Below are 23,285 nucleotides of genomic sequence, written 5' to 3' on the forward strand. Positions count from 1 at the left end.
CGATACCAATAGGGAACACATTCTAAGATTTGTTGCTATGAAAGCGAGGCTGAATAGTAACCATAAGATGCATTGTAGGAGGGAGTTTGTATGATTACATTAAAGAAGAAAAAGGTGTTTGTTACTTGCTTATTAGCAGCAGTGTTTCTAGCAATAACAGGGTGTAGCAACAAGATCGCCAAAACATCAAACGATACACAAGAAGTAGTATCTGCGGAGAGCATTTTAAATCAACTATCAGATGAGGAGAAAAATGCAGCAGCATTGATTACGCAAGAGGAAGAAGTTAAGAATGATGTGCCTATGGTGGAGTTGCCTAAGGGTATTCAAGGAGAGAAAGCAGAGACGCAAAGACTGGAGGAATTGAGAAAACTTATTATTACTTATTATGAGATACCGAAAGACTATCATGAATCAACAAAGTATTATTATAATAGAGTCGACCTCGATGACGATGGAGAAGAAGAATTGTTTGTGATTGTTATGGGACCTTATACAAGTGGTTCAGGTGGAAGCAACGCTTTATGGGTTACTAACAATGGAGGAGAATTACATGTTAAACAGGATTTTACGATTGTTAATACTCCGATTATTGTAAGTGATAAGGTAACCAATGGAGTTCATGACCTCATTGTTCCTTTTTATGGAGGTGGAGCACAAAGCCAATATTCTATTCTTGAATTCCAAGGGGATGGTTATCCAAGAGTATCCGATGGTAAGATGAGCAAGGATCTAGAAGGGATTACTGGGAATGCGATTATAGCCAATGATTTGGTAGCAGAGATGGATAAGGGAATTACAGGTATGAATTTGCTAGCTGAATAACCAATTGTATAAGGATAAACAAGGTCGTTCCCATACGAATTAATTATATAAGGTAATCAAAGGAGTTATAGAAGTGGAATAATATGTATGCAACTCTTTTGTTTTAATAATAAAGCAAAACCATAGAATATGTTGTGTTTCCTTTGTTTGCTTAAGTTTGTAGTCAGAATAAGAAGAAAAACAGATGGGAAATACTGTACATAAAGTTGGTAAAAAAGGCTGATTATAGCCGTTTAAACTGGTAAAGTTATAACTTAACTAAGCTTGACAAAAAGGATGGGAATTGTTACAATACAAGCAAGATTATGAACAAATAATCAAAGAAATAACTTATGAAGTAGCAGTTTATGCCCCGTCGCAAATGTATTTGTGGTGTCGGGCATTTTGTTTCAATAAGGACAGTAGGGAGGAGTATTATCCATGAGAAGAATGGTATTATCTATCTTAGTAGACAATACTGCAGGTGTACTTAGCCGTGTAGCTGGTTTATTCAGTAGAAGAGGTTATAACATTGATAGTTTATCCGTTGGTGAAACACAAGACCCTGCATATTCACGAATGACAGTAGCAGTGTCAGGTGATAATCAGATTCTCGAACAGATTGAAAAACAGTTAAATAAGTTAGAAGATGTAAAAGAGGTTATAGAATTAAAAGATGGAGAATCCGTTTGCCGTGAGCTTATCTTAGTAAAGGTTCAGGCAAGTGCACATCAACGACAAGCTGTTATTGCAGTGGCTGATATCTTCAGAGCGAAGATTGTTGATGTTTCTCAGGAATCGTTAATGGTTGAATTAACAGGTAATCAAGCTAAATTAGATGCATTTATAAATTTATTGGAAGGATATACCATTAAGGCATTAGTACGAACTGGGCTTACCGGTTTGGAAAGAGGTTCTGGTGATATCTCAGATTATCTGGATTAAGGTTGAGCTTTCGTCAGATGAATACATAGGTACATAAAGAATTCAAAGAACGAAGCATAGGTTTAATAATGAATATTTGGAGCGATTATTGCTTCATGTATGTTATACAATATTTTTTCAGGAGGAAAAAGAAATGGCAAAGATTTATTATCAACAAGATTGTAACTTATCATTATTAGAAGGAAAAACAATAGCTGTTATCGGTTATGGTAGCCAAGGACATGCTCATGCATTAAACGCTAAAGAATCAGGTGCTAACGTAATCATCGGTCTTTACGAGGGAAGTAAATCATGGGCTAAAGCTGAAGCAGCTGGATTTGAAGTATATACAGCAGCAGAAGCAGCAAAAAAGGCAGATATGATTATGATTCTTATCAATGATGAGAAACAAGCTAAGATGTACAATGATTCAATAGCTCCAAACCTTGAAGCTGGTAACACATTAATGTTCGCTCATGGTTTTGCAATTCACTTTGGACAAATCATTCCACCTAAAGATGTTAATGTAGTTATGATTGCTCCAAAAGGACCTGGACATACAGTAAGAAGTCAATACCAAGAAGGTAAAGGCGTTCCTTGCCTTATCGCTGTACACCAAGATGCAACAGGTAAAGCTCATGAGTTAGGTCTTGCATATGCACTTGCTATTGGTGGTGCTAGAGCTGGTGTTCTTGAAACAACATTCCGTCAAGAAACTGAAACTGACCTATTCGGGGAACAAGCAGTTCTTTGTGGTGGTGTTTCAGCACTTATGAAATGTGGTTATGAAGTATTAGTAGAAGCTGGTTATGAACCAGAAAGTGCTTACTTCGAATGTATCCATGAAATGAAATTAATCGTTGACTTAATCAACCAAAGTGGTTTCGAAGGAATGAGATATTCAATCTCTAATACTGCAGAATATGGTGATTACATCACTGGACCAAAAATCATCACTGAAGATACAAAGAATGCGATGAGACAAGTATTAAAAGATATCCAAGAAGGTGTATTCGCACGTAACTGGTTATTAGAAAACCAAATCGGATGTACTAATTTCAACGCTATGAGAAGAAAAGAAGCAGAACACCCAGTAGAAAAAGTTGGTGCTGAACTTCGTAAATTAATGAGCTGGACAAGCGAAAGTAAATTAATCGATAACTAAGATTTGCTATAAACAAGAGCAGAAACGAATCAGGAATGATTTTGTTTCTGCTTTTTTCTTGCACCCCAAAGAAGTCATGCTATAATGTAACTTATCGGAAGAAAATCAAGCGACGCGAAGCGGCATTTGATTTTACCCGATAAGTTAGCGAAAGAACGAATTGGAGAAGCTTTTTAAGGAAGAAAGTGGGTATATAAGAATGAGCGTAAATTTAGAATATTATAAGATCTTTTATTATGTTGCCAAATATGGTGGAATAACTGCTGCGGCAGAGCAATTATGTATATCACAACCCGCAGTTAGTCAGGCAATTAAGCAGTTAGAGAGAAGTCTTGGTAGTGACTTGTTTGTTCGTACGGCAAAAGGTGCGAAATTAACGATAGAAGGAGAATCTCTCTTTTCTTATGTCCAAAAAGGTTATGAAACAATCTTGATAGGCGAAGAAAAGTTTAAGAAAATGATGGATTTGGAAACGGGAGAGATTCGTATTGGTGCAAGTGATATGACGTTGCAATTCTGTCTGTTACCCTATCTAGAACGTTTTCATGAGATGTATCCGAATATAAAAGTTAATGTCACTAATGCACCAACACCAGAGACGATTTCGTATCTAAAAGAAGGTAAGATTGATTTTGGATGTGTAAGTTCTCCTTTTGTTTCTAAACCGGATTTTAAAGTTACGCAAATTCAACAGATTGAAGATATCTTCGTAGCAGGGAACAAATTCTGGGTATACAAGAATAAGATGATGCATTACCAAGAACTAGAAGACCTACCGATTATTTGTCTGGAACATAATACAAGTACTAGAAGGTATATGGATGAGTTTTTATCTAGGAATCATGTAGTACTTAATCCTGAGTTTGAGTTAGCTACAAGTGATATTATCGTGCAATTTGCAATTCGTAACTTAGGAATTGGTTGTGTAGTGAGTAATTTTGCAAAAAAATATTTGGAATCTGGCGAGTTGTTTCAGTTGCATTTTGATAAACCAGTACCCAAGCGAAATATCTGCATTATATCTAGTGAGAAGAATTCAATCTCAGGTGCATCTAAGAAGTTGTTAGCTATGTTGGAAGAAGGTTAAAATAGATATCTTGTTGTTGATTACTATGATAATTTCTATATTGCTAAGCATAATAATACGTATCTGACCAATAATATGATAGGATACTAGGGTCAAAAGGTCATGTGTTTCATATATGCATAAAAAACATGACGTTGCTACCGCAGAGCATGAGAAAGTAGGCCGAACAGGGTGGTTTTTGAGTGATTTTAGGATTGTGGGAGCATGAAGTGCGTAATAATCCGTAGGTATTACAGGGTAAAACAATAAGCAATATAAGTAATTGTTATGCAGGGTATAATGAATATTGATTTTACTTATGTCTGTCATGTGGTATAATGGTTAAGTGCTGGTGAGAACGTCGAAATTAACTAGTAAAATAAAAGATTAAAGATATTATAAATACGATTTTAGGAGGATTCAGACATGGTTAAAGCAATAGTAGGTGCTAACTGGGGAGACGAAGGAAAAGGTAAGATTACCGATATGTTAGGACAAGAGTCGGACATAATTGTACGTTTCCAAGGTGGGAGTAATGCAGGTCATACAATTATTAACAATTACGGAAAGTTTGCACTTCACTTATTACCTTCAGGAGTATTCTATGATCATACAACAAGCGTTATCGGTAATGGTGTAGCTTTAAATATACCATTTTTATTCAAGGAGATACAAGGGCTTGTTGAAAGAGGAGTACCAAAACCAAGAATATTAGTATCAGACCGTGCTCAGATCCTTATGCCTTATCATATATTATTTGATCAATATGAAGAAGAACGTTTAGGAAAAGCTTCATTTGGTTCTACAAAATCAGGTATTGCTCCATTCTATTCAGATAAATATGCCAAAATTGGTTTCCAAGTTTCAGAGCTTTTTGCTGATGAGCAAGTTATTAGAGAAAAAATTGCAAGAGTATGTGAACAAAAGAATGTTATTTTGGAACATCTTTACCATAAACCAGCAATTGATGAGAATGAATTATATAACACAATAATGGAATATAAAGAAATGGTTGCTCCTTATGTTTGTGACGTTGCAGCTTACTTACATCAAGCAATCAAAGATGGTAAGAACATCTTATTAGAAGGACAATTAGGTTCATTAAAAGATCCTGATTTTGGTATCTATCCAATGGTTACCTCTTCTTCTACATTAGCAGCTTATGGTGCGATTGGAGCGGGTATCCCTCCATATGAAATCAAAGAAATTGTTACTGTAGTTAAAGCATATTCAAGTGCTGTAGGTGCCGGTGAATTCGTAAGTGAAATCTTTGGTGAGGAAGCAGACGAGCTTAGAAAACGTGGCGGTGACGGCGGTGAATACGGCGCAACAACAGGTAGACCAAGAAGAATGGGTTGGTTTGATGCAGTTGCTTCTCGTTATGGTTGCAGAATTCAAGGTGCTACGGCGGTAGCTCTTACTGTACTTGATGTACTTGGCTATCTTGATGAAATTCCAGTTTGCGTTGGTTATGAAATCGATGGTAAAGTAACAAAAGATTTCCCAACAACGGTACAACTTGCAAAAGCAAAGCCTGTTTATGAAGTTTTACCAGGTTGGAAAGAAGAAATCCGTGGAATTACTAAGTACGAAGATCTTCCAGAAAACTGTAGAAAATACATCGAATTCATTGAGAAAGAATTAGAAGTGCCAGTTACGATGGTATCAAATGGCCCAGGAAGAGAAGAGATAATCCATCGCTAAGAATTACCTTGGTATAGATTGATAATAACAATCCTAAGAGATTAAGACTTTTATAAGTGTTAATTCTCTTGGGATTTTATTGTATATTAGGAAGTGTTTTTCGGCTAATGCTTGTTCTAGGCATCATGAAACGGCATCTTTAGTCTCCACTGAGGTGCTGTTGAACCAGACAAGGCATCTACGTCGAAGGACCCGAGATTCTATTATTGCTTTATGATTTCATTAACTAACCTTTTGGTGTAGGGCTTATTTGGTTGAAATGTTTTATCTTTGGTTGTATAATTACATTTGATTTGGTTATTGATTAATAGTGGGAAAGGAACAAGTAGAATGAATACGATTATAAGTATTCTGGCTATAATTGTTGTATTTGTTATAGTATACTTTCTAGCAATTATGCCAAGAATGATACACCGTGCCGATGATTCTTTGTTTAAAGGCTGGTTTTTTGCACATAGAGGACTGTTTGATAATAAGACCAAGGCGCCAGAGAATTCAATTCCTGCTTTTGAGAATGCAATAAGGAATAATTATGGTATAGAACTTGATGTACAATTGACCAAGGATGAAGTGATTGTGGTATTCCATGATTATACAATCTTGAGAATGTGTGGTGTAGATCGAAAAGTAAGTGATATGACTTATGAGGAATTATGTCAGTATACTTTATTAAAATCAAATTGTAAAATTCCAAGATTTGATGAAGTTCTAAGAGTTATAGATGGAAAAGTGCCTATAATAGTGGAACTAAAGTTGGAGTATAACTATAAGAGAACTTGTGAGTTCGTGAATGCAGTGCTAAGCAGATACAAGGGTGCTTACTGTGTGGAATCGTTCAATCCGCTAGGGCTTTTATGGTATAGAATGCATAATAATACGGTAATGCGAGGTCAACTATCCAGTATGTTTTTCAAGGATAAGCAAAAGGGAAATAAACTGTTATTATTTCTTATGCAAAATCTTTTGTTTAACTGGTTGGCAAGACCAGATTTTATAGCATATAATTATCAATATCGTAATGCCATGTCATTTTATTTGTGTTCAAAGCTATATAGACCCTATACATTTGCCTGGACGGTACGTAGTGAACAAGCAAGGCAGGAGTGTGAAGGGTATTTTGAACATATTATCTTCGAACAGTTTTGTCCTAAGAATTAAGAAAGCAAGAGGTAAGTAAGAATATGCATTTGATTAAGAGATACGTTGAAGAAGTCTTAATACATGTAACTTTTTTAAAGAGAAAATCAGTTAAGGAAGATATCTATAAAAAAATTGAAGAGGAAGCTGTAAAACAAGGGAATAAGAGTGTGGAAAGTATGTCTGAAGAAGAAACGTTGAAGGTTTTAGATGCTCTCGGAGATCCCAGGGAATTAGGAAGAGGTTATTGTAGATGTAAGAGCAAGATTATTGGGAAAGAAAGTGCCGCATCCTATCAAAGAGTATTATTGTTGTCGTTAATCTTTGTAGTTATTGGTAATGTGGTAGCTTACCTTTGCATGGACACCGGTAATGGTAACGAAGTGGGCGCATTGTTTATTTTGAAAAACCTAGTAATTAGCCTTGTTGTTATATATGTATTCATAACGTTGATTTTTTACATTGCAAATTATATTCGTAAGAATGAAGAGGAAAAAGAAGAACATTCAAGAGGAAAATGGACAGTATTTCATCTACGTTATCCAAAGATTAAGAGACCGAATAAGAGAATGGATTACATAATTGGTTTGTTTCTTAAAATAGTTTTACTAGTTGTAATTTATGTTGCAGGTACTCATCTGTTTGTAGGTGCGGTAGTAAGAGACGGCGAGAATATTCAAAGAATCCCTCTTTTCGTAGCTGGGCGTATTCAAGATTTTAAAGTATTCATAACTATTATGCTAATGGTATCGATGGGGTATAATATAGCTGCAATATGGAGAAATCGTCCGGATTTTGTACTGTTGATCTGGAAAGGAACCTCTACGATATTGAATGCGATTGGTGGTTTCTTCTTGTTCAGATTCCCAGGAATCTGGAATGCGGATTTTGCTAATCAAATGCAAAGTACGGGGGTTACAACAATTGCTTGGCAATCAATTTCGATGCAAAGTATAGCAAACTTCTCCGTGGCAGTTATTTTGTTTATTGCAGCGGTTGATATGTTGCATGCATTCTATCGATTCTTTGCTAATATTTGACCAAAGCCAGACGGATTATCTGATTAATTTTCAGTCTTCAATTCCCTTGACTATAATGATTACGAGTGATCTCTTGAATTATATATTAATAAGTGAATAAGTAAAGAAAACGACAATCTCAAAAAAATAAAGATTGTCGTTTTTGATTGTATTATCAATAATTAACGATTACAAACTTCCTTAATCACAGCAAGAAGTTCATCATTCTTTTCAGGTGACATGAAGCAGAAACGTATATAATGGTCATCTAAGAAAGGAAAGGTTGAACAATCTCGAATCATCAATCCGTTGCGAATAGCTGCTTCGAATAAGTCGTTAGAAGTAACGGTATCGTCAAGGGTTTTACATAATATAAAATTAGCCGTTGATGGGTAGTATTTAATGTTTGAAACACCGTCAAGATATGTGTAGATTCGTTTGCGTTCTGTATTAATCAATTGCTTCGTTGAATTAATATATTCTATATCATTGAACATGATTTCACCAGCGATTGCGGCTAGAGAGTTAATCGTCCAAGGGTTTTTCTTGTTATTAATTTCTTTGATTAGGTCAGTGTTACCACATATTGCATAACCCAAACGCAAACCAGGAGCAGCGAAGAATTTGGAGATGCCACGTAAAATAATAATATTATTATAATCATTCGTTAAAGGAACGCTACTTATCTGCTCCATATCAGGTGCAAATTCAATGTAAGTTTCATCCACCATAACAAAGATATCATTTCTCTTACAGTGATCAAGAATCTTACGCATGTCTTTACGATGGATACTACCTGATGTTGGGTTGTTCGGATTACAGATGATAAGCAAATCGATATCGGAAGTTAATTTGGAACAAAGGAGTTCAATATTTAATTTGAAATCATCTTCTTCTTGTAAAGCGAAGTAGAAGGAACTTCCACCACCAAGGGAAACCTCACGTTCGTATTCGGAATAGGTTGGACCGATTATCAATGCCTTTTTAGGAGATTTGATTTGTATCATTAAAGAGATGAGCTCTGTTGAACCGTTTCCAACGATAATGTTCGAAGCATCTGTATGCGCATAGGTTGCAATGCAATTACGTAGAGAAGTATACTCTCGGTCTGGATAAGTGGTTATGGCATCTATATGGGAAGCTAAGCACTCACGTAATTGATACGATACACCAAGCGGATTGACATTCGCACTGAAGGAAGTGATATCTTCTTTTTTGATACCATAAACTCGTTCAATGGCTTCTAAGTCGCTTCCATGAAAATGATCTTTATGTTTAATCATGTTAATTCATCCTTTCATATTTCTAATCTATAGCAATTTCTTTAGAACCTATGATAGCACTTTTCATTCTTAACTACAACAGTAACCTAATTAGCAAATTAAGTTGATAGAGTTCGAAAAAAGTAGAAACCATGTTCCATGTATGATATAATATCAATCAAGATGTGAATAATAGGTTACTATGTGGGTGGTATCACAAAATAGTATCAATAAATTATGTAGGTGATAATAGTGAAAGAGAAAATCACACAATTTTCAAGAGGAAACTTCGAATATGAGTTACCTAGGGTAATTCTTTCTGACGAACAGATTATAGTGGATGTGGAACAGGGAAGTACTTATTATGGCTGTTTTACAATTACGACGCAAGACCATATAGAGATGAAGGGACTTGTGTATTCGTCGAGCCGTTTATTAGTAATTACGGAGGAACAATTCCGCGGAGATGAGAATGTAATTCAATATAGATTTAAAGCCTCAGGATTACAAGCTCGCGACGAAGAAAAAGGCACTATCACATGTGTTACGAGCATAGGGGAATTCGAGTTGCCATTTCACTTTCGTGTTATTCCGCCATATTGCATTACGAAGAAGGGTGAAGTAAAGGATTTATTCCACTTCACGAATCTAGCGAAAGAAGATCCTTTAACAGCAATAAGTTTATTTAAGACAGATGAGTTTGTTAATGTGTTTTTGAAAAAAGAGCCAACATACCTAGCGATATATGATTCATTAATGAAAAGTTCTTCAGCGAGTCAGGCTATGGAAGAATTCCTAATTGCAATACATAAAAAACTACCTGTTGAAATTGATATAGATAAAAAAGAATTATATTTTGAAGTTAATAAAGATCCTTTCATGGAAAAAATCTATATAACTCGAAGTAATTGGGGGTATTCAGAGATTAAATTATTTACCGATGCGCCATTCATTAAACTAGATCATAAGGTTTTATGGACGGATAATTTTGCTTTGAATAGCTATCCACTTGAAGTGGTATTGGATCCAAGTAAGATGCGCGTGGGTAATAATTATGGACGGATTATCATTAAGACGGTTCACCAGACAATTATTGTTCCGGTAATCTGTAAGGTGCCTCACAAAGGACAAGTAGGTAGTTCGCAAGTAACTCACTTGAGACGTCATGAGTTACAATTAACTAAGAACTATTTGAATTTTCGTATGAACAAGATTGATTTACCAAGTTACATACAAGAAACGAATGCGGTGCTTAGTAGCTTAACAATTCTTGATGATGATATTTATTATGATTTAGCGAGAACGCATCTATATATCATATCGGATAATCATGAGATGGCAAGAGAGATGCTTGCCAATTTTGCGAATCGTATTGACGGAAGTAAAAGCAATGCGGTTGCTTACTGTGCATTTCAATATCTAAATGCTTTATATAAGAAGGACAAAGAAGTAATTGACGCAGCGGTAGAAACAATTCGAGAGTACTACGAGAAAGAAGCTGATTGGAGAATTCTTTGGTTTTTACTTTATCTGGATAAAAAATACGATTCTAATAAATTACACAAGTTAAAAGACATTCGAAGAGTATGCGAGTTAGGATGTAAAAGTCCAATCATGTATTATGAAGCATGTATGGTATTCAATTCGGACCCATCTTTATTGCATGAGTTAGGTAGTTTTGAACGTGTCTTCTTAAATTGGGGGGCGAAAGAGTGCTACTTAAATCAAGAAGTAATTGTACAGTATGCATATCTAGCAGCTAGGGAAAAAACATTCTCAGGAGTAATTTATCATACGTTAGTACGTCTCTATCAAGAGAAGGCTATGACAGATATCTTATATGCAATTTGTGCATTGCTAATTAAGAGTGAGAAGACAGATAATAAATATTTTGAATGGTATCGATTAGGCGTGGAGGCGCAGTTAAAATTAACGAGTCTTCATGAGTATTATATGTATGCCATCAATGAGGATGAAGATGCATGCCTTAGTCGCCCGATTTATCTGTATTATATATACAACAGTAATCTTTCTGATAATCGAAAGGCATTTTTGTATGCACAGATTATAAGAAATAAAGAAGAAAATCCATCAATATATAAGACGTATCAAAAGCAGATGGAACGTTTTATGTATCGTCAATTGCATGCAAGGCAGATTAATAGAAATCTAGCAGTGATCTATAATGACTTATTACCACCTGAGAAATTAGATGAAACAGTAGCAAGAGATCTTTCTGTATTGATGTATTATCATGAAATAACTTGCTATAATCCGAATATCAAAGGTGTTTATGTTGTGCATAAAGAATTAGAGAATGAGATCTATCAGCCATTGAAAGAAGGAAGAACAGTAATTCCTGTATTCACAGAGAATGCGCAGATATTCTTTGTGGATAATACTGACAATAGATATTATGAAACAATTCCTTATGAAGTTAGACAATTAATGGACTATACTAAATACGCTGAAGTTTGTTTTGTCTATGAAAAAGAAAACCCGCTATTAATTCTGAATCTAGCGGAGTTAGTTTTGAATTATCATAGTAATACACAGGATATAGTCTTGCTATATAAGCTTGCTATACAGATTCCTAATCTGCAAGCATGGTGCTATAAGAAGTATCTACTCGCACTAATTAAGCATTACCATGACCATTATGACGGAGAATTACTAGATGAATATCTGAAAGAAGTAGACATGAAATCGCTTACGGAATCAGAACGTATAGATATGATGGAGTATATGATTATACGTGATTTAACGGACAAGGCGATGGAGTCAATAGGACGTTTTGGTAGTACCCTAGTACCACAGAATCGTCTTCATAAACTATGCCTTAAATTGGTAACGAATACGCCAGAACGTGATGAAGTATTGGTTTATCTTTGTCATGAAGTGTTTAAAACGGGAAAATGTCAAGATGTGATATTGGAATATCTTGTTACGTATTTTCAAGGTACATCAAAAGAGATGTTAGCAATTTGGAAGGAAGCGCATGCTCGTAATATGAAGCTTACTTCCTACGAGGAACGACTTTTAGGTCAGGTATTATTTACAGAAAATCATAATGTTTTAGTAGGGGATGTGTTCTTATCTTACTATCCTGTAGGCGATAATAGAATCTTAATACGTGGATTTATTACGTATTACGCATATCAATATTTGTTAAAAGATCTAGAGATAGAAGAATCTCTATTCCCTATAATGAAGAAAGAGATTGCGACCGAAGAGAATGAGTTTTGTAATATCGCATTATTAAGATACTATAGTACACTCGATGTGTTAACAGAGGAAGAGGTTAACTTTGTAGATTTTCAAGTGCATCGTCTAACGAAGAAAGGCATTGTAATGCCATTCTTCAAAGATTTTAAGGGTAAAGTTGCACTATCAGAGTTACTATTCAATAAATACTATGTTTCGTATCGCACAGCGAAAGATAAAAAAGTAATTATTCATTATTATATGGATCGTAGTGAAGATTCGGAGTCGAATGAATACATTACAGAGCAGATGAAGGAAGTATTTGAAGGTATCTATGTAAAAGAATTCATGCTGTTTAGTCAGGAAGAGTTATTATACTATATTACAGAAGATGGTGGTGAAGAAGAAAAGGCATCAGATTGTATTGAAGCGGGAGAAGTATCTTGTATGAGTCAAGATGTGGATACAAAATTTGATTTAATCAATCTAATGATAACGTCTTATCAGATGCAAGATGAGAAGACTTTAATAGATACCATGAAGCAATATGTAACACAGAGTTATAGTATTGATGAATTATTAAAACCATTATAAGTTATTCCTATATAATTACCAGAAGGAGCAATGATTTCGGAAAGGAGTTAGAATGACAGAAGAGAGAAAATTATTGGTTGGATTTGACTTATGTAATGATTTTTCGCAAATAAGCTGTTATAACAGAAAGTCATTTGAGCCGGAATCCATCTGTTATACCGATGATGATACGAAGTATATGATACCTACTGTATTAGCTGTAAGAAAAGACACGAAGGAATGGTTGTTTGGTGAAGATGCAATTGCTAAAGTGAAGTTAGACCAAGCTGTTCTAATTGATCAATTAGTTGATAGAATCTGCAAAAGAGAAGATTTCTATGTCTTTGATGTGAAGATATCACCAGAAGCAGTACTTGAAAAATACTTTAGGAAATGTCTTAGCTTATTAAAACGCTATTACCCTAATGATATGGTAGCTAAATTAGTAGTTACAATACCTGTACTTGATCTTAATTTAATCAAGACGATCTATAAAGCCTTAGAAGCACTTGCCTTAGAAAAAGATCGTGTGTCGATACAAAGTCACAAGCAGAGTGCAGTGAATTTTGCTATGAGCCAGAATCGTGACTTATGGATGAATGATGTAGGTGTCTTTGACTTTGAAGAGAATGGACTTCAGTATTACCAGTTAAAGATTAATAGAAAACATGTACCTATGACCATAACAGTTACACATAAAGATTTATCCGATACCTTGAGCTATGATTTGCTTGAAGATCTTGATGATAAGGAAAGTTTATCTTATATCTTCGAAAACCTGGCTAAAAGTGTACTTTATAAACAGTTGGTAACAACGCTTTATATGACGGGAAAAGGTTTCGAAGGAACTTGGGCCGATGAAGTGTTTAAACATCTATGTGCAGGGCGCCGTGTGTTTAAGGGACAGAACCTTTATACGAAGGGGGCTTGTTACTATGCAAGGCAATTATCAGGTGATGGACGAGCGGAAGATTTTATATATCTAACAGAAGAGATGATTGCTAGTTCTATTGGCATAACACTGTATAAAGATGCACGGTTGAATGAGTATACTTTAGTGAAAGCAGGGGCTCTTTGGTATGAAGCAAGTTGTGAGGTCAGGCTGATTTTAGATGATATGGATGAAATAATAATTAGTGTTCAGGATTTATATAGCAAAGAAGTTCATAAACATGAAATCTCTTTGGCGGCATTAGAAAAAAGGCCTCCTAAGATGACAAGAATTGAACTTAGAATTACTTTTGATGATCCTAATACATGTATAGTAACGGTCAAGGATATGGGATTTGGTGAGTATTTCCCTTCGACCAATCAAGTGATAGAGCAGACGATTATGTTGTCTTACTAAGATTCAAAAAAGGAGTACAGTTATGGGAAAATTAATCTTTTGTACAGGCCAAGTTACACAAAAACCGTATACCTTTCCATTTTCTAAGACGAAAATCTATTCTATGGAGGAATTAAATTATTATCTATATAATAATATCTATCTAATTTCAGAGGATACATTCCAGTATTCGCTATGTGATTGGATTGAGAATGAGTTGCTATTACCGGAAGTGGCAGACAAGATCCGTAACTTATTAAACCGCCGTAATCATCTTAAGGATGTTGTTGTTAGTCTATTGTGTAGTGCAGATTATTATACAGAACAACAGATTCGTGAACTAATTCAAGTGATGGAACAGATTGAGCGGATGCCAATGATTAAGAAAAGGAAAATTAAAGCAGATAATTATCTTATGTATGGACAGTATGCGAAAGCATCCTCGGAGTATGAGGCGATTGTGGATGCCAAAGAGGCGGCTGTGTTTTCCGGGGTTGAATATGGAGATATCTATCATAATTTAGCTGTTGCGAAGGCTAGAACAATATCAGCTTCAGAAGCAGCGAAATACTATTTATTAGCGTATAGACGAAATCAAAGGGAAGAATCGTTGGTACAGTATCTATATGCATTGTTATTGTCAAAGAATACGGAAGAATTCAAGGCAGCCTGTGAGGAATTCGCTATATCAAGGGAACGTCAAGAACAATTAGAGGAAGATATCTTCGTTAAGGAACTTGCAGCACTTGAAACAGCGGATTATGAAAGTATTGAGCGATTAAGTGATTTGAAGAAAGAGGGTAAAGTAGCGCAGTACTACAGGGAACTCAAAAACACAATCCGACAATATAAGGATACCTATCGTAAAGGAATCCTTTCATAGACTAGGAGTCAAGAAAATGGGATTATTTAGCATATTAAAGAAAAAAAAGAGGCTAGAAGAAAAGGATACTGGTCAAGAATTTCTAGAAATGGCATACGCTATGAAGAAGTTAAATCAAGAAAGACTTGACGACGAAGCGAATCGTAAAGTTATTGATGCAGATAAAAAAGGTACTACTGATAAAGAAGACAATTTTTCAATGGAGATGGAATCTTATGAGGTTGATCTTGATTCTAAGCCAGATAGAGAACGTTATATCAGAGGGTATTGTGAGCAGATTATAGAAGCTACAAGGCAGAATGAAGAGGCCAAATTAGAGTATCAAACAGTAACGTCTTACTTGACGGATATACAAAAGATTGATCGTATTGAAGGGGAAGAAAGAGAAGTACTTGTTGATACTGCAAGAAATCTTGTTACGTTGTCAAGAGAGCGTCACGAGTATCAGGATAAGCGTGAAATCAAACTTTCTGAGAAACAATATAAGTATTACGAGAAGAATGAGCAGAAGCTTCCAGAAGATATCAAGAAGTTAGAGGAATATGAAGCCTATAACACAAAAATCAAGAATGATATGCGCCATCTTGAAGGAGAGAAAAGTGTATTAAAACATCAGAAGAAAGAATATGCTGCATCTCAACGTTATCTTAAGAAGATAGCCATAACGACTTCGGTACTTGTGGTAACAATGTTTGCTTTATTCTATGTACTTGATTCGGTGGCAGGAAAAGACATGCAACTACCGTTTTTGTTAACGGTAGCTTTAGCTGGTATAAGTGGATTATTCATATTTTTAGAAGGTCGTAAGAACGCATATAATTTAAAGTTAGCACAAATTAAGTTGAACAAGGCAATTACTATGTTGAATACGGTTAAGATTAAATATGTAAATAGTACAAATTGCATCGACTATACTTGTAAGAAGTATAACGTTAATAGTGCATTAGAGCTTCGTTTTCAATGGGAACAATATTGCAAGGCGAAAAAGATGCAGTTAGAGCTTGTGCGTAATACAGAAAGAATGAATGACTTTAATATAAAGCTTATGGATCAATTGAAACAGTATGAAGTATCAGATCTTGATATATGGACATATCAAGCAGCGGCACTTATTGATAGCAAAGAAATGGTAGAGATAAGACATCGACTTAATCTAAGACGCCAAAAGATTCGTGAACGAATTGAATACAATACAAAAATCAAGGAAAAAGGTTTTGCACAATTGTCTGATTTGGTAGAAAAGATACCAGAAGCAAAACAAGAAGTTGCGAAAGTATTGGAAGAATATCATATCGGTGTATCCGTATAGGTATAGAAGTATAGATATTTAACCGTATGGATAACCATAAGACTATTCGGCATGTCTGGCTATAATGATATATAGATATCGTAAGTTATGGTATCTATGAATAAATAATATACAAAAAAGTTACAGTTGTCGTTGACAAAACGTATAAACGTGAGTATGATATAAGCAATGAATATGAAAAAACCGTTGAGAAAGAGGAGTAATTCTTATACGATATCACAGAGAGCTGCTGTTGGTGGGAATGCAGTATGGAGTGTATGAATGAATGGGCTTTCGAGGGCAACCCCGAATATTTAGTAGGCGTTGACGGGAACCATACCTGTTACAAATATGGCACATATGATAGTATGTGAAAAGAGTGGGCATTAGCCAATTTGAGTGGTACCGCGGAATTGTTAGAATCCGTCTCAGGAATATTTTTCTTGAGGCGTTTTTTTTATGCAAAAATTGATTAACGTTATTGATTAGAATCAATTGATAATAACATTTCTTATAGAGCAGTACTCAATAGGAGAACGGGGATTGATCATTATTCATGCTTTGATTAACATAAAGTTGAACGAAGTATAGGTATAGCAATATGAATGATTGAAAGGTAGGTAGTTAGGATGAGAAAATCAAAAAAAGTTATAGCAGTAGTTTTAAGTACGGTAATGGCGATGACAATGTTAGGTGGTTGCGCTTCGAAGACAGATAATAATAGTAGTAAAGAAGCAACAAGTGGAAACGTTAATACGGAAAGTAATGGTGACGAATATACAATAGGGATTGGACAGTTTGCACAACATGGTTCTCTGGATAATTGTAGAGAAGGTTTCCTTGCAGGATTAAAAGAAGAAGGCATTGAAGAGGGGAAAAACCTTACAATCAAATATGATAATGCCAATGCAGATACGGGAACAGCAACACAAATCGCAGCCAACTATGTGGCAAATAAAGTGGATTTAATCTGTGGAATCGCAACACCAATGGTACAAAGTGCTTATGGAGCTGCCAAAGATGCTAACATACCAGTAATTTTTACAGCGGTTACGGATCCAATTCTTGCTGAACTTGCAAAGGAGGACAAAACTCCAGTAGGGGAGATTACAGGAACATCAGATAAGTTACCAGTAAAACAACAATTAGAGATGATACGAAAGATTCTTCCAGATGCTAAGAAAATTGGTATTATGTATACGACCAGCGAAGTGAATTCAGAATCCGCTATTGCTGATTATGAAGCAGCAGCTACAGAATATGGTTTTGAAATCGTTAAAGGTGCAATTGCAACTGCAACAGATATCCCATTAGTAGCAGATGATATACTTGGTAAAGTAGATTGTATGACAAATCTCACAGATAATACGGTAGTTAGTGGCTTGCCAGTAATCTTATCAAAGGCGAAAGATAAGAATATTCCTGTATTCGGTAGTGAAGTGGAGCAAGTTAAGATTGGTTGTCTAGCAGCAGTTGGTCTTGATTATTATGAACTTGGAAAGCAAACAGGTGTAATGGCTGCCAATGTACTAAAAGGTGAGAAAAAAGCAAGTGAAATCAACTTCGAGATCATCGAAGAAGGTAGTTTCTACGGTAATACAGCAGTTGCTGAGCAACTAGGCATTACCATACCATCTGAGTTAACTGATAAAGCAGTTAATATGTTTGATACGATAGAGGAAGCAGCAGAATAATTCATTTACTAACTTCGCAGTTGAAGGTTTCAACTGCTATATTCAATAAAAAACCGCTCTTGCTTAGCTTCACACGTAGTCAACACAAGATTACATGTGAAGCTGGTTTTTCTAAGGAATATTTAAGTAAGTTAGTATGAAACGAAGGAGGAACAGTTATGTTCACGTATATGTATAATTTATTTAGTAGTATAGATAATCAAAGAGGAAGTATACTAATTCAAGGGCTAATCTTTGCTATTTTAGCCCTTGGAGTATACATAACGTATAAGATTCTTGATTTTCCAGATTTGTCAGTGGACGGAACATTTCCTCTTGGGGCGGCAGTAACAGCTGTTATGATTACAAAAGGTGTTAACCCATTCGTTACTTTACCAGTGGCATTCCTATGTGGAGCTTTCGCAGGTATGCTAACAGGGCTAATACATGTTAAGCTTAAGGTTAGAGATTTATTAGCTGGTATTATCATTAGTACGGCACTATATACAGTAAATTTAAGAATCGCGGGTAAATCCAACGTACCGTTCTTTTCGAAGGATACAATCTTCACCGGTGGGGCAATTGGGAAGTTGTTTGGGGACATGAATTCAACTGTGACAAGGATAATTGTAGTTGCTATTATTGTAGTGTTATTAAAGGTCCTACTTGATTTATATCTTAAAACTCGTTCAGGTTATTTACTACGCGCTACAGGAGATAACAGTACCTTAGTAACTTCTCTTGGTAAAGATAAAGGCTTGGTAAAGATTCTTGGATTAAGTATTGCCAATGGGTTAGCGGCACTAGCAGGTTGCATCTATGCCCAAGATCAATCGTACTTTGATGTGAGTATGGGTACAGGTATGGTAATGCTTGGACTTGCAAGTGTTATTATTGGTATCAGTGTATTTAGAGGAATTCGATTTATGAAGCCAACTACAGCAGTTGTAATCGGCAGTGTTATATATAAATTGTGTATCGCTGTGGCAATTGCTGCAGGCCTTGGTGCAAATGATTTGAAATTGGTGTACTCTGTGTTATTCCTCGTAATCTTAGTTTCAACTAGAGAACGTAGAAAGAAGGTGAAAGAGAATGCTTGAGTTAAATAACATATATAAATATTACAATCCAGGAACCGTTAGCGAAGTATGTTTATTCAAGGATTTTAATCTTAAAATTACAGACAATGAATTCGTATCGGTAGTTGGTAGCAATGGATCAGGTAAGACTTCTATGCTGAATATAATCTGCGGTAGTATACCAATTGACCGTGGTCAGATTCTAATAAACGATGCAGATATCACAAAGATGAAAGAATTCAAACGTCAAAGAAGAATTGGCCGTGTATATCAAAATCCTGCACTTGGTACTTGCCCGCATATGACTGTACTAGAGAATATGGCGATTGCGGATAATAAAGGAAAACCATTTAATTTACGTTTTGGAACAAATCGTTCTCGAATTGATTATTATCGAGATAGTTTGAAATCGTTGAAATTAGGATTAGAGGACAAGATGAATCTAAAAGTTGGTTCTCTTTCTGGTGGTCAAAGACAAGCAATGGCATTGCTTATGACTATAATGACACCAATTGATTTCTTGATATTAGATGAACATACAGCAGCTCTTGATCCTAAGACAGCTGATCTGATTATGGAGATTACAGGAAACATTGTCCGAGAGAAAAAGTTAACAACAATTATGGTTACGCACAATCTCCGCTATGCTATTCAATATGGAAACAGGTTGCTAATGATGCATCAAGGAGAAGCGATTATGGATAAGAATGCAGCGCAGAAGGAAGCAATGTGCGTAGAAGATATTCTAGAGGTGTTTAATCGTATTAGTATCGAATGTGGAAATTAAAGATTAGTTTTTGAAAAAACAGTTTGCCTCTTTTAAAGGCTGGTAAATTTGACGCAGTGGAAATTACATGTGAAAAAATTATTTTTCACACTTTTCCCACTTGACAGATTGCAAGCTTTGTCATAACATAATATAAAATGAAAAATGTTATGATAGAGAGGATTAGGTATGTAATCTTATCAGAGAGGAATGTCCAAAGGCTGTAAGACATTCTAAGGTAGTGCATATTGAAGGTAGCTCTTGAACAGGATTTCTGAACAAGTACGATTTGGGTTGTATGAAGTAGGAAGTCACGATTTAGTCCCGTTATAGACTAATAAGGTGAATTATTTATAACAATAGAAGAAACGTTTGCAATACGTGCTGTCTGTTGTTGGTATTCTTATTATAGTATTAGGAGATGTTGTCTTGTTAATACGAACGAAAAGAGTACAGATTCACAAATTAAGGTGGTACCACGGCTCTTCGTCCTTTTGATGAAGAGCCTTTTTTATGTAATTCTATAATTACGTAAGTGCAATCTCCTTAGGAGGACCATATAAGGTAAAGTCGCTAAGCGACTGTGATTGGCTATGCCAGTGCAAGTCATATTAACAAAACCATCACCGTTTACGGTAGGAATATACGAAGAAAGAAGGAAAAGATTATGGGTAAAGAGTTAGAAAAGAATTATGACCCGAAAGCCATTGAGAATAAGTTGTATGAAAAATGGTTAAATAAGAAATATTTTAGTGCCAAAGTAGATAAAAAGAAGAAGCCATTTACAATTGTCATGCCACCTCCAAACATCACAGGAAAGCTTCATATGGGCCATGCACTTGATAATACATTACAAGATATCTTAATTCGTTTTAAGAGAATGCAAGGATTTGAAGCACTTTGGATTCCTGGAACGGATCATGCAAGTATTTCAACAGAAGTTAAGGTAATCAATAAGTTAAAAGATCAGGGAATCGATAAGCGCGAACTTGGACGTGAAGGTTTCTTAAAAGCAACTTGGGAATGGAAAGAAGAATACGGTAACACAATTACAAGTCAGTTAAAGAAGATTGGTTCTTCTTGTGATTGGGACAGAGAACGTTTTACAATGGACGAAGGCTGTTCTAAGGCAGTTGAAAAGGTATTCGTTAACTTATATAACAGAGGCTATATCTATAAAGGTTCTCGTATCATCAACTGGTGTCCAGTATGTCAAACGTCCATCTCAGATGCTGAAGTTGAACATGAAGAACAAGCAGGACATTTTTGGCATATCAAGTATCCAATCGTTGGTACTGATGAATTTGTAGAAATCGCAACTACAAGACCAGAAACATTACTTGGTGACTCTGCAGTAGCTGTTCATCCAGAAGATGAAAGATATCAACACTTAATCGGTAAGAAGGTTATGTTACCACTTGTTAATAAGGAAATTCCAGTTGTTGCAGATACGTATGTAGACAAAGAATTCGGTACAGGTGTTGTTAAGATTACTCCAGCACATGACCCTAACGATTTTGAAGTTGGTAAGAGACATAACTTACCTGAAATCAATGTAATGAATGACGATGCAACAATTAATGAACGTGGTGGCAAGTATGCTGGTATGGATCGTTATGAAGCAAGAAAAGCTATGGTAGCTGATCTTGATGCACTTGGTTTGTTAGTTAAAGTAGAAGACCATACACACAATGTTGGTACACATGATAGATGTAAAACAACAGTTGAGCCATTAATCAAACAACAATGGTTTGTTAAGATGGAAGAACTAGCTAAACCAGCAATTGAAGCCTTAAAGAATGGTGACTTAGAATTCATTCCAGATCGTTTTGATAAGACGTACCTTCACTGGTTAGAGAATATTCGTGATTGGTGTATCTCAAGGCAATTATGGTGGGGACATCGTATTCCAGCATATTATTGTGATAAATGTGGAGAGATTGTAATTGCAAAGGAATCAGAAAGACCAACAGTTTGTCCTAAATGTGGTCACGATCATTTAACTCAAGATGAAGATACCTTAGATACTTGGTTTAGTTCAGCTCTATGGCCATTCTCAACGCTTGGTTGGCCAGAGAATACAGAAGAATTAGATTACTTCTATCCAACTGATGTACTTGTAACTGGATATGATATTATCTTCTTCTGGGTGATACGTATGGTATTCTCAGGATACGAACACATGAAACAAGTACCATTCCACAAAGTATTAATTCATGGTCTTGTAAGAGACTCTGAAGGACGTAAGATGAGTAAATCACTAGGAAATGGTATTGATCCACTAGAAGTTATCGACAGTTACGGCGCAGATGCTCTTCGTTTAACACTAATCACAGGTAACGCACCAGGTAATGATATGCGTTTCTACCATGAGAGAGTAGAAGCAAGTAGAAACTTCGCTAATAAGGTATGGAATGCTTCCCGATTCATCATGATGAACATCGAAAAAGCAGAAGTTAGTGATACAATTGATTTATCTACATTAACACAAGCAGATAAATGGATTTTATCAAAGGTAAATACCTTAGCAAAAGATGTAACAGATAATTTAGATAAGTTTGAACTTGGTATTGCCGTTCAGAAGATTTATGATTTTATCTGGGAAGAATTCTGCGATTGGTATATTGAGATGGTAAAACCAAGATTATATAACGACGAAGATGAAACTAAGGCAGCGGTTCTTTGGACACTAAAGACGGTATTAATCAACTCACTTAAATTATTACACCCATATATGCCGTTCGTAACAGAAGAAATCTTCTGTACACTACAAGATAAAGAAGAATCTATCATGATTTCTTCTTGGCCAGAATTCAAAGAAGAATGGAATTTTGAGGCAGATGAAGAAGCAGTTGAAATAATTAAGACAGCTGTTAAAGGTATCCGTAATGTTCGTTCAGAGATGAATGTACCACCAAGCAAGAAGGCAACTGTTATTGTAGTATCTGAGAGCGAAAAAGTTCGTACAATCTTTGAAGACAGTAAAGTATTCTTTGCTACTCTTGGATATGCGAGCGAAGTAAAGATTCAAGCAAATAACGAAGGAATTTCTCCTGATGCAGTATCAACGGTAATTCAAGATGCTACAATCTATATGCCATTTGCAGAATTAGTTGATATTGAAAAAGAAATCGAACGTCTTGAGAAAGAGAAAGCACGTCTTGAAGGTGAATTAAATCGTGTTAAGGGAATGCTTAGCAATGAACGTTTTGTTAGCAAAGCTCCGCAAGCTAAGATTGATGAAGAGAAAGCTAAATTAGAGAAGTACGCAAATATGATGGAACAAGTAGTTGAAAGACTTAACCATTTCAAAGCGTAGTTAAAAACAGATAATACGTTTAAAAAGATAGAATTACATGGCTCATAAGAGTTTATGTAATTCTATTTTTTCATAACTGGTTAGAGTTTTAC

General features: G+C 35.5%; 16 protein-coding genes and 1 other annotated feature. Of the genes, 15 read left to right on the forward strand and 1 reads right to left on the reverse strand.

All coding sequences use genetic code 11. From position 1 onward, the window contains the following. The first annotated feature begins 90 nt into the window (after window positions 1-90). The 7 genes from BUB90_RS14385 (at window position 91) to BUB90_RS14415 (ending at window position 7,840) form a co-directional block, all read left to right on the forward strand. Window positions 91-825 carry a hypothetical protein gene (locus BUB90_RS14385; RefSeq protein WP_073288963.1) on the forward strand — a complete coding sequence of 245 codons (735 nt, stop codon included), beginning with the start codon at window positions 91-93 and terminating at the stop codon, window positions 823-825. A 420-nt stretch (window positions 826-1,245) separates the two neighbouring features. Then, the gene (gene ilvN, locus BUB90_RS14390) at window positions 1,246-1,749 is read left to right on the forward strand and encodes an acetolactate synthase small subunit (protein ID WP_073288966.1); all 504 of its coding nucleotides are present in this window, start codon (window positions 1,246-1,248) and stop codon (window positions 1,747-1,749) included. Window positions 1,750-1,882: 133 nt separating this feature from the next. Next, window positions 1,883-2,893 (forward strand): ketol-acid reductoisomerase, encoded by a 1,011-nt coding sequence (ilvC, locus tag BUB90_RS14395; protein WP_073288968.1) that lies wholly within the window; start codon window positions 1,883-1,885, stop codon window positions 2,891-2,893. 199 nt (window positions 2,894-3,092) lie between these two features. Then, window positions 3,093-3,980: a LysR family transcriptional regulator gene (locus tag BUB90_RS14400; protein WP_073288970.1), complete on the forward strand. Its 888-nt coding sequence runs from the start codon at window positions 3,093-3,095 to the stop codon at window positions 3,978-3,980. A 405-nt stretch (window positions 3,981-4,385) separates the two neighbouring features. Continuing rightward, window positions 4,386-5,663, forward strand: a complete 1,278-nt coding sequence (locus tag BUB90_RS14405; RefSeq protein WP_073288972.1) for an adenylosuccinate synthase — start codon at window positions 4,386-4,388, stop codon at window positions 5,661-5,663. Window positions 5,664-5,993: 330 nt separating this feature from the next. Beyond that, window positions 5,994-6,821, forward strand: a complete 828-nt coding sequence (locus BUB90_RS14410; protein WP_073288974.1) for a glycerophosphodiester phosphodiesterase family protein — start codon at window positions 5,994-5,996, stop codon at window positions 6,819-6,821. A 23-nt stretch (window positions 6,822-6,844) separates the two neighbouring features. After that, window positions 6,845-7,840: a hypothetical protein gene (locus BUB90_RS14415; protein WP_073288976.1), complete on the forward strand. Its 996-nt coding sequence runs from the start codon at window positions 6,845-6,847 to the stop codon at window positions 7,838-7,840. A gap of 161 nt (window positions 7,841-8,001) precedes the next feature. Here BUB90_RS14415 and BUB90_RS14420 read toward each other — a convergent pair whose 3' ends face one another. Further along, complete coding sequence (locus BUB90_RS14420) at window positions 8,002-9,102, reverse strand: pyridoxal phosphate-dependent aminotransferase (RefSeq protein WP_073288978.1); 1,101 nt, start codon at window positions 9,100-9,102, stop codon at window positions 8,002-8,004. Window positions 9,103-9,333: 231 nt separating this feature from the next. On the opposite strand from BUB90_RS14420, the gene BUB90_RS14425 reads away from it, so the two are divergent. The 8 genes from BUB90_RS14425 (at window position 9,334) to BUB90_RS14460 (ending at window position 23,193) form a co-directional block, all read left to right on the forward strand. Next, window positions 9,334-12,879, forward strand: a complete 3,546-nt coding sequence (locus tag BUB90_RS14425) for a DUF5717 family protein (RefSeq protein WP_073288980.1) — start codon at window positions 9,334-9,336, stop codon at window positions 12,877-12,879. Window positions 12,880-12,931: 52 nt separating this feature from the next. Continuing rightward, a complete protein-coding gene (locus BUB90_RS14430) occupies window positions 12,932-14,206 on the forward strand; it encodes a DUF5716 family protein (RefSeq protein WP_073288982.1) in 1,275 nt (424 codons plus the stop codon). Window positions 14,207-14,228: 22 nt separating this feature from the next. Continuing rightward, complete coding sequence (locus BUB90_RS14435; RefSeq protein ID WP_073288984.1) at window positions 14,229-15,068, forward strand: hypothetical protein; 840 nt, start codon at window positions 14,229-14,231, stop codon at window positions 15,066-15,068. 16 nt (window positions 15,069-15,084) lie between these two features. Beyond that, complete coding sequence (locus BUB90_RS14440) at window positions 15,085-16,377, forward strand: hypothetical protein (RefSeq protein ID WP_073288987.1); 1,293 nt, start codon at window positions 15,085-15,087, stop codon at window positions 16,375-16,377. 177 nt (window positions 16,378-16,554) lie between these two features. Further along, window positions 16,555-16,790: a binding site (T-box leader), on the forward strand. Between the two features lie 195 nt (window positions 16,791-16,985). Beyond that, a complete protein-coding gene (locus BUB90_RS14445) occupies window positions 16,986-18,050 on the forward strand; it encodes an ABC transporter substrate-binding protein (protein WP_073288989.1) in 1,065 nt (354 codons plus the stop codon). Between the two features lie 158 nt (window positions 18,051-18,208). Beyond that, the gene (locus BUB90_RS14450; RefSeq protein ID WP_242952550.1) at window positions 18,209-19,129 is read left to right on the forward strand and encodes an ABC transporter permease; all 921 of its coding nucleotides are present in this window, start codon (window positions 18,209-18,211) and stop codon (window positions 19,127-19,129) included. Then, window positions 19,122-19,895, forward strand: a complete 774-nt coding sequence (locus BUB90_RS14455; RefSeq protein WP_073288991.1) for an ABC transporter ATP-binding protein — start codon at window positions 19,122-19,124, stop codon at window positions 19,893-19,895. The genes BUB90_RS14450 and BUB90_RS14455 overlap by 8 nt, the downstream gene beginning before the upstream one ends. 646 nt (window positions 19,896-20,541) lie before the next feature. After that, window positions 20,542-23,193, forward strand: coding sequence for a valine--tRNA ligase (locus BUB90_RS14460; RefSeq protein ID WP_073289081.1), 2,652 nt, complete (start codon window positions 20,542-20,544; stop codon window positions 23,191-23,193). The last annotated feature ends 92 nt before the right edge of the window (window positions 23,194-23,285 follow it).

This window comes from Anaerosporobacter mobilis DSM 15930, from assembly GCF_900142955.1.
Taxonomy (GTDB): domain Bacteria; phylum Bacillota; class Clostridia; order Lachnospirales; family Lachnospiraceae; genus Anaerosporobacter; species Anaerosporobacter mobilis.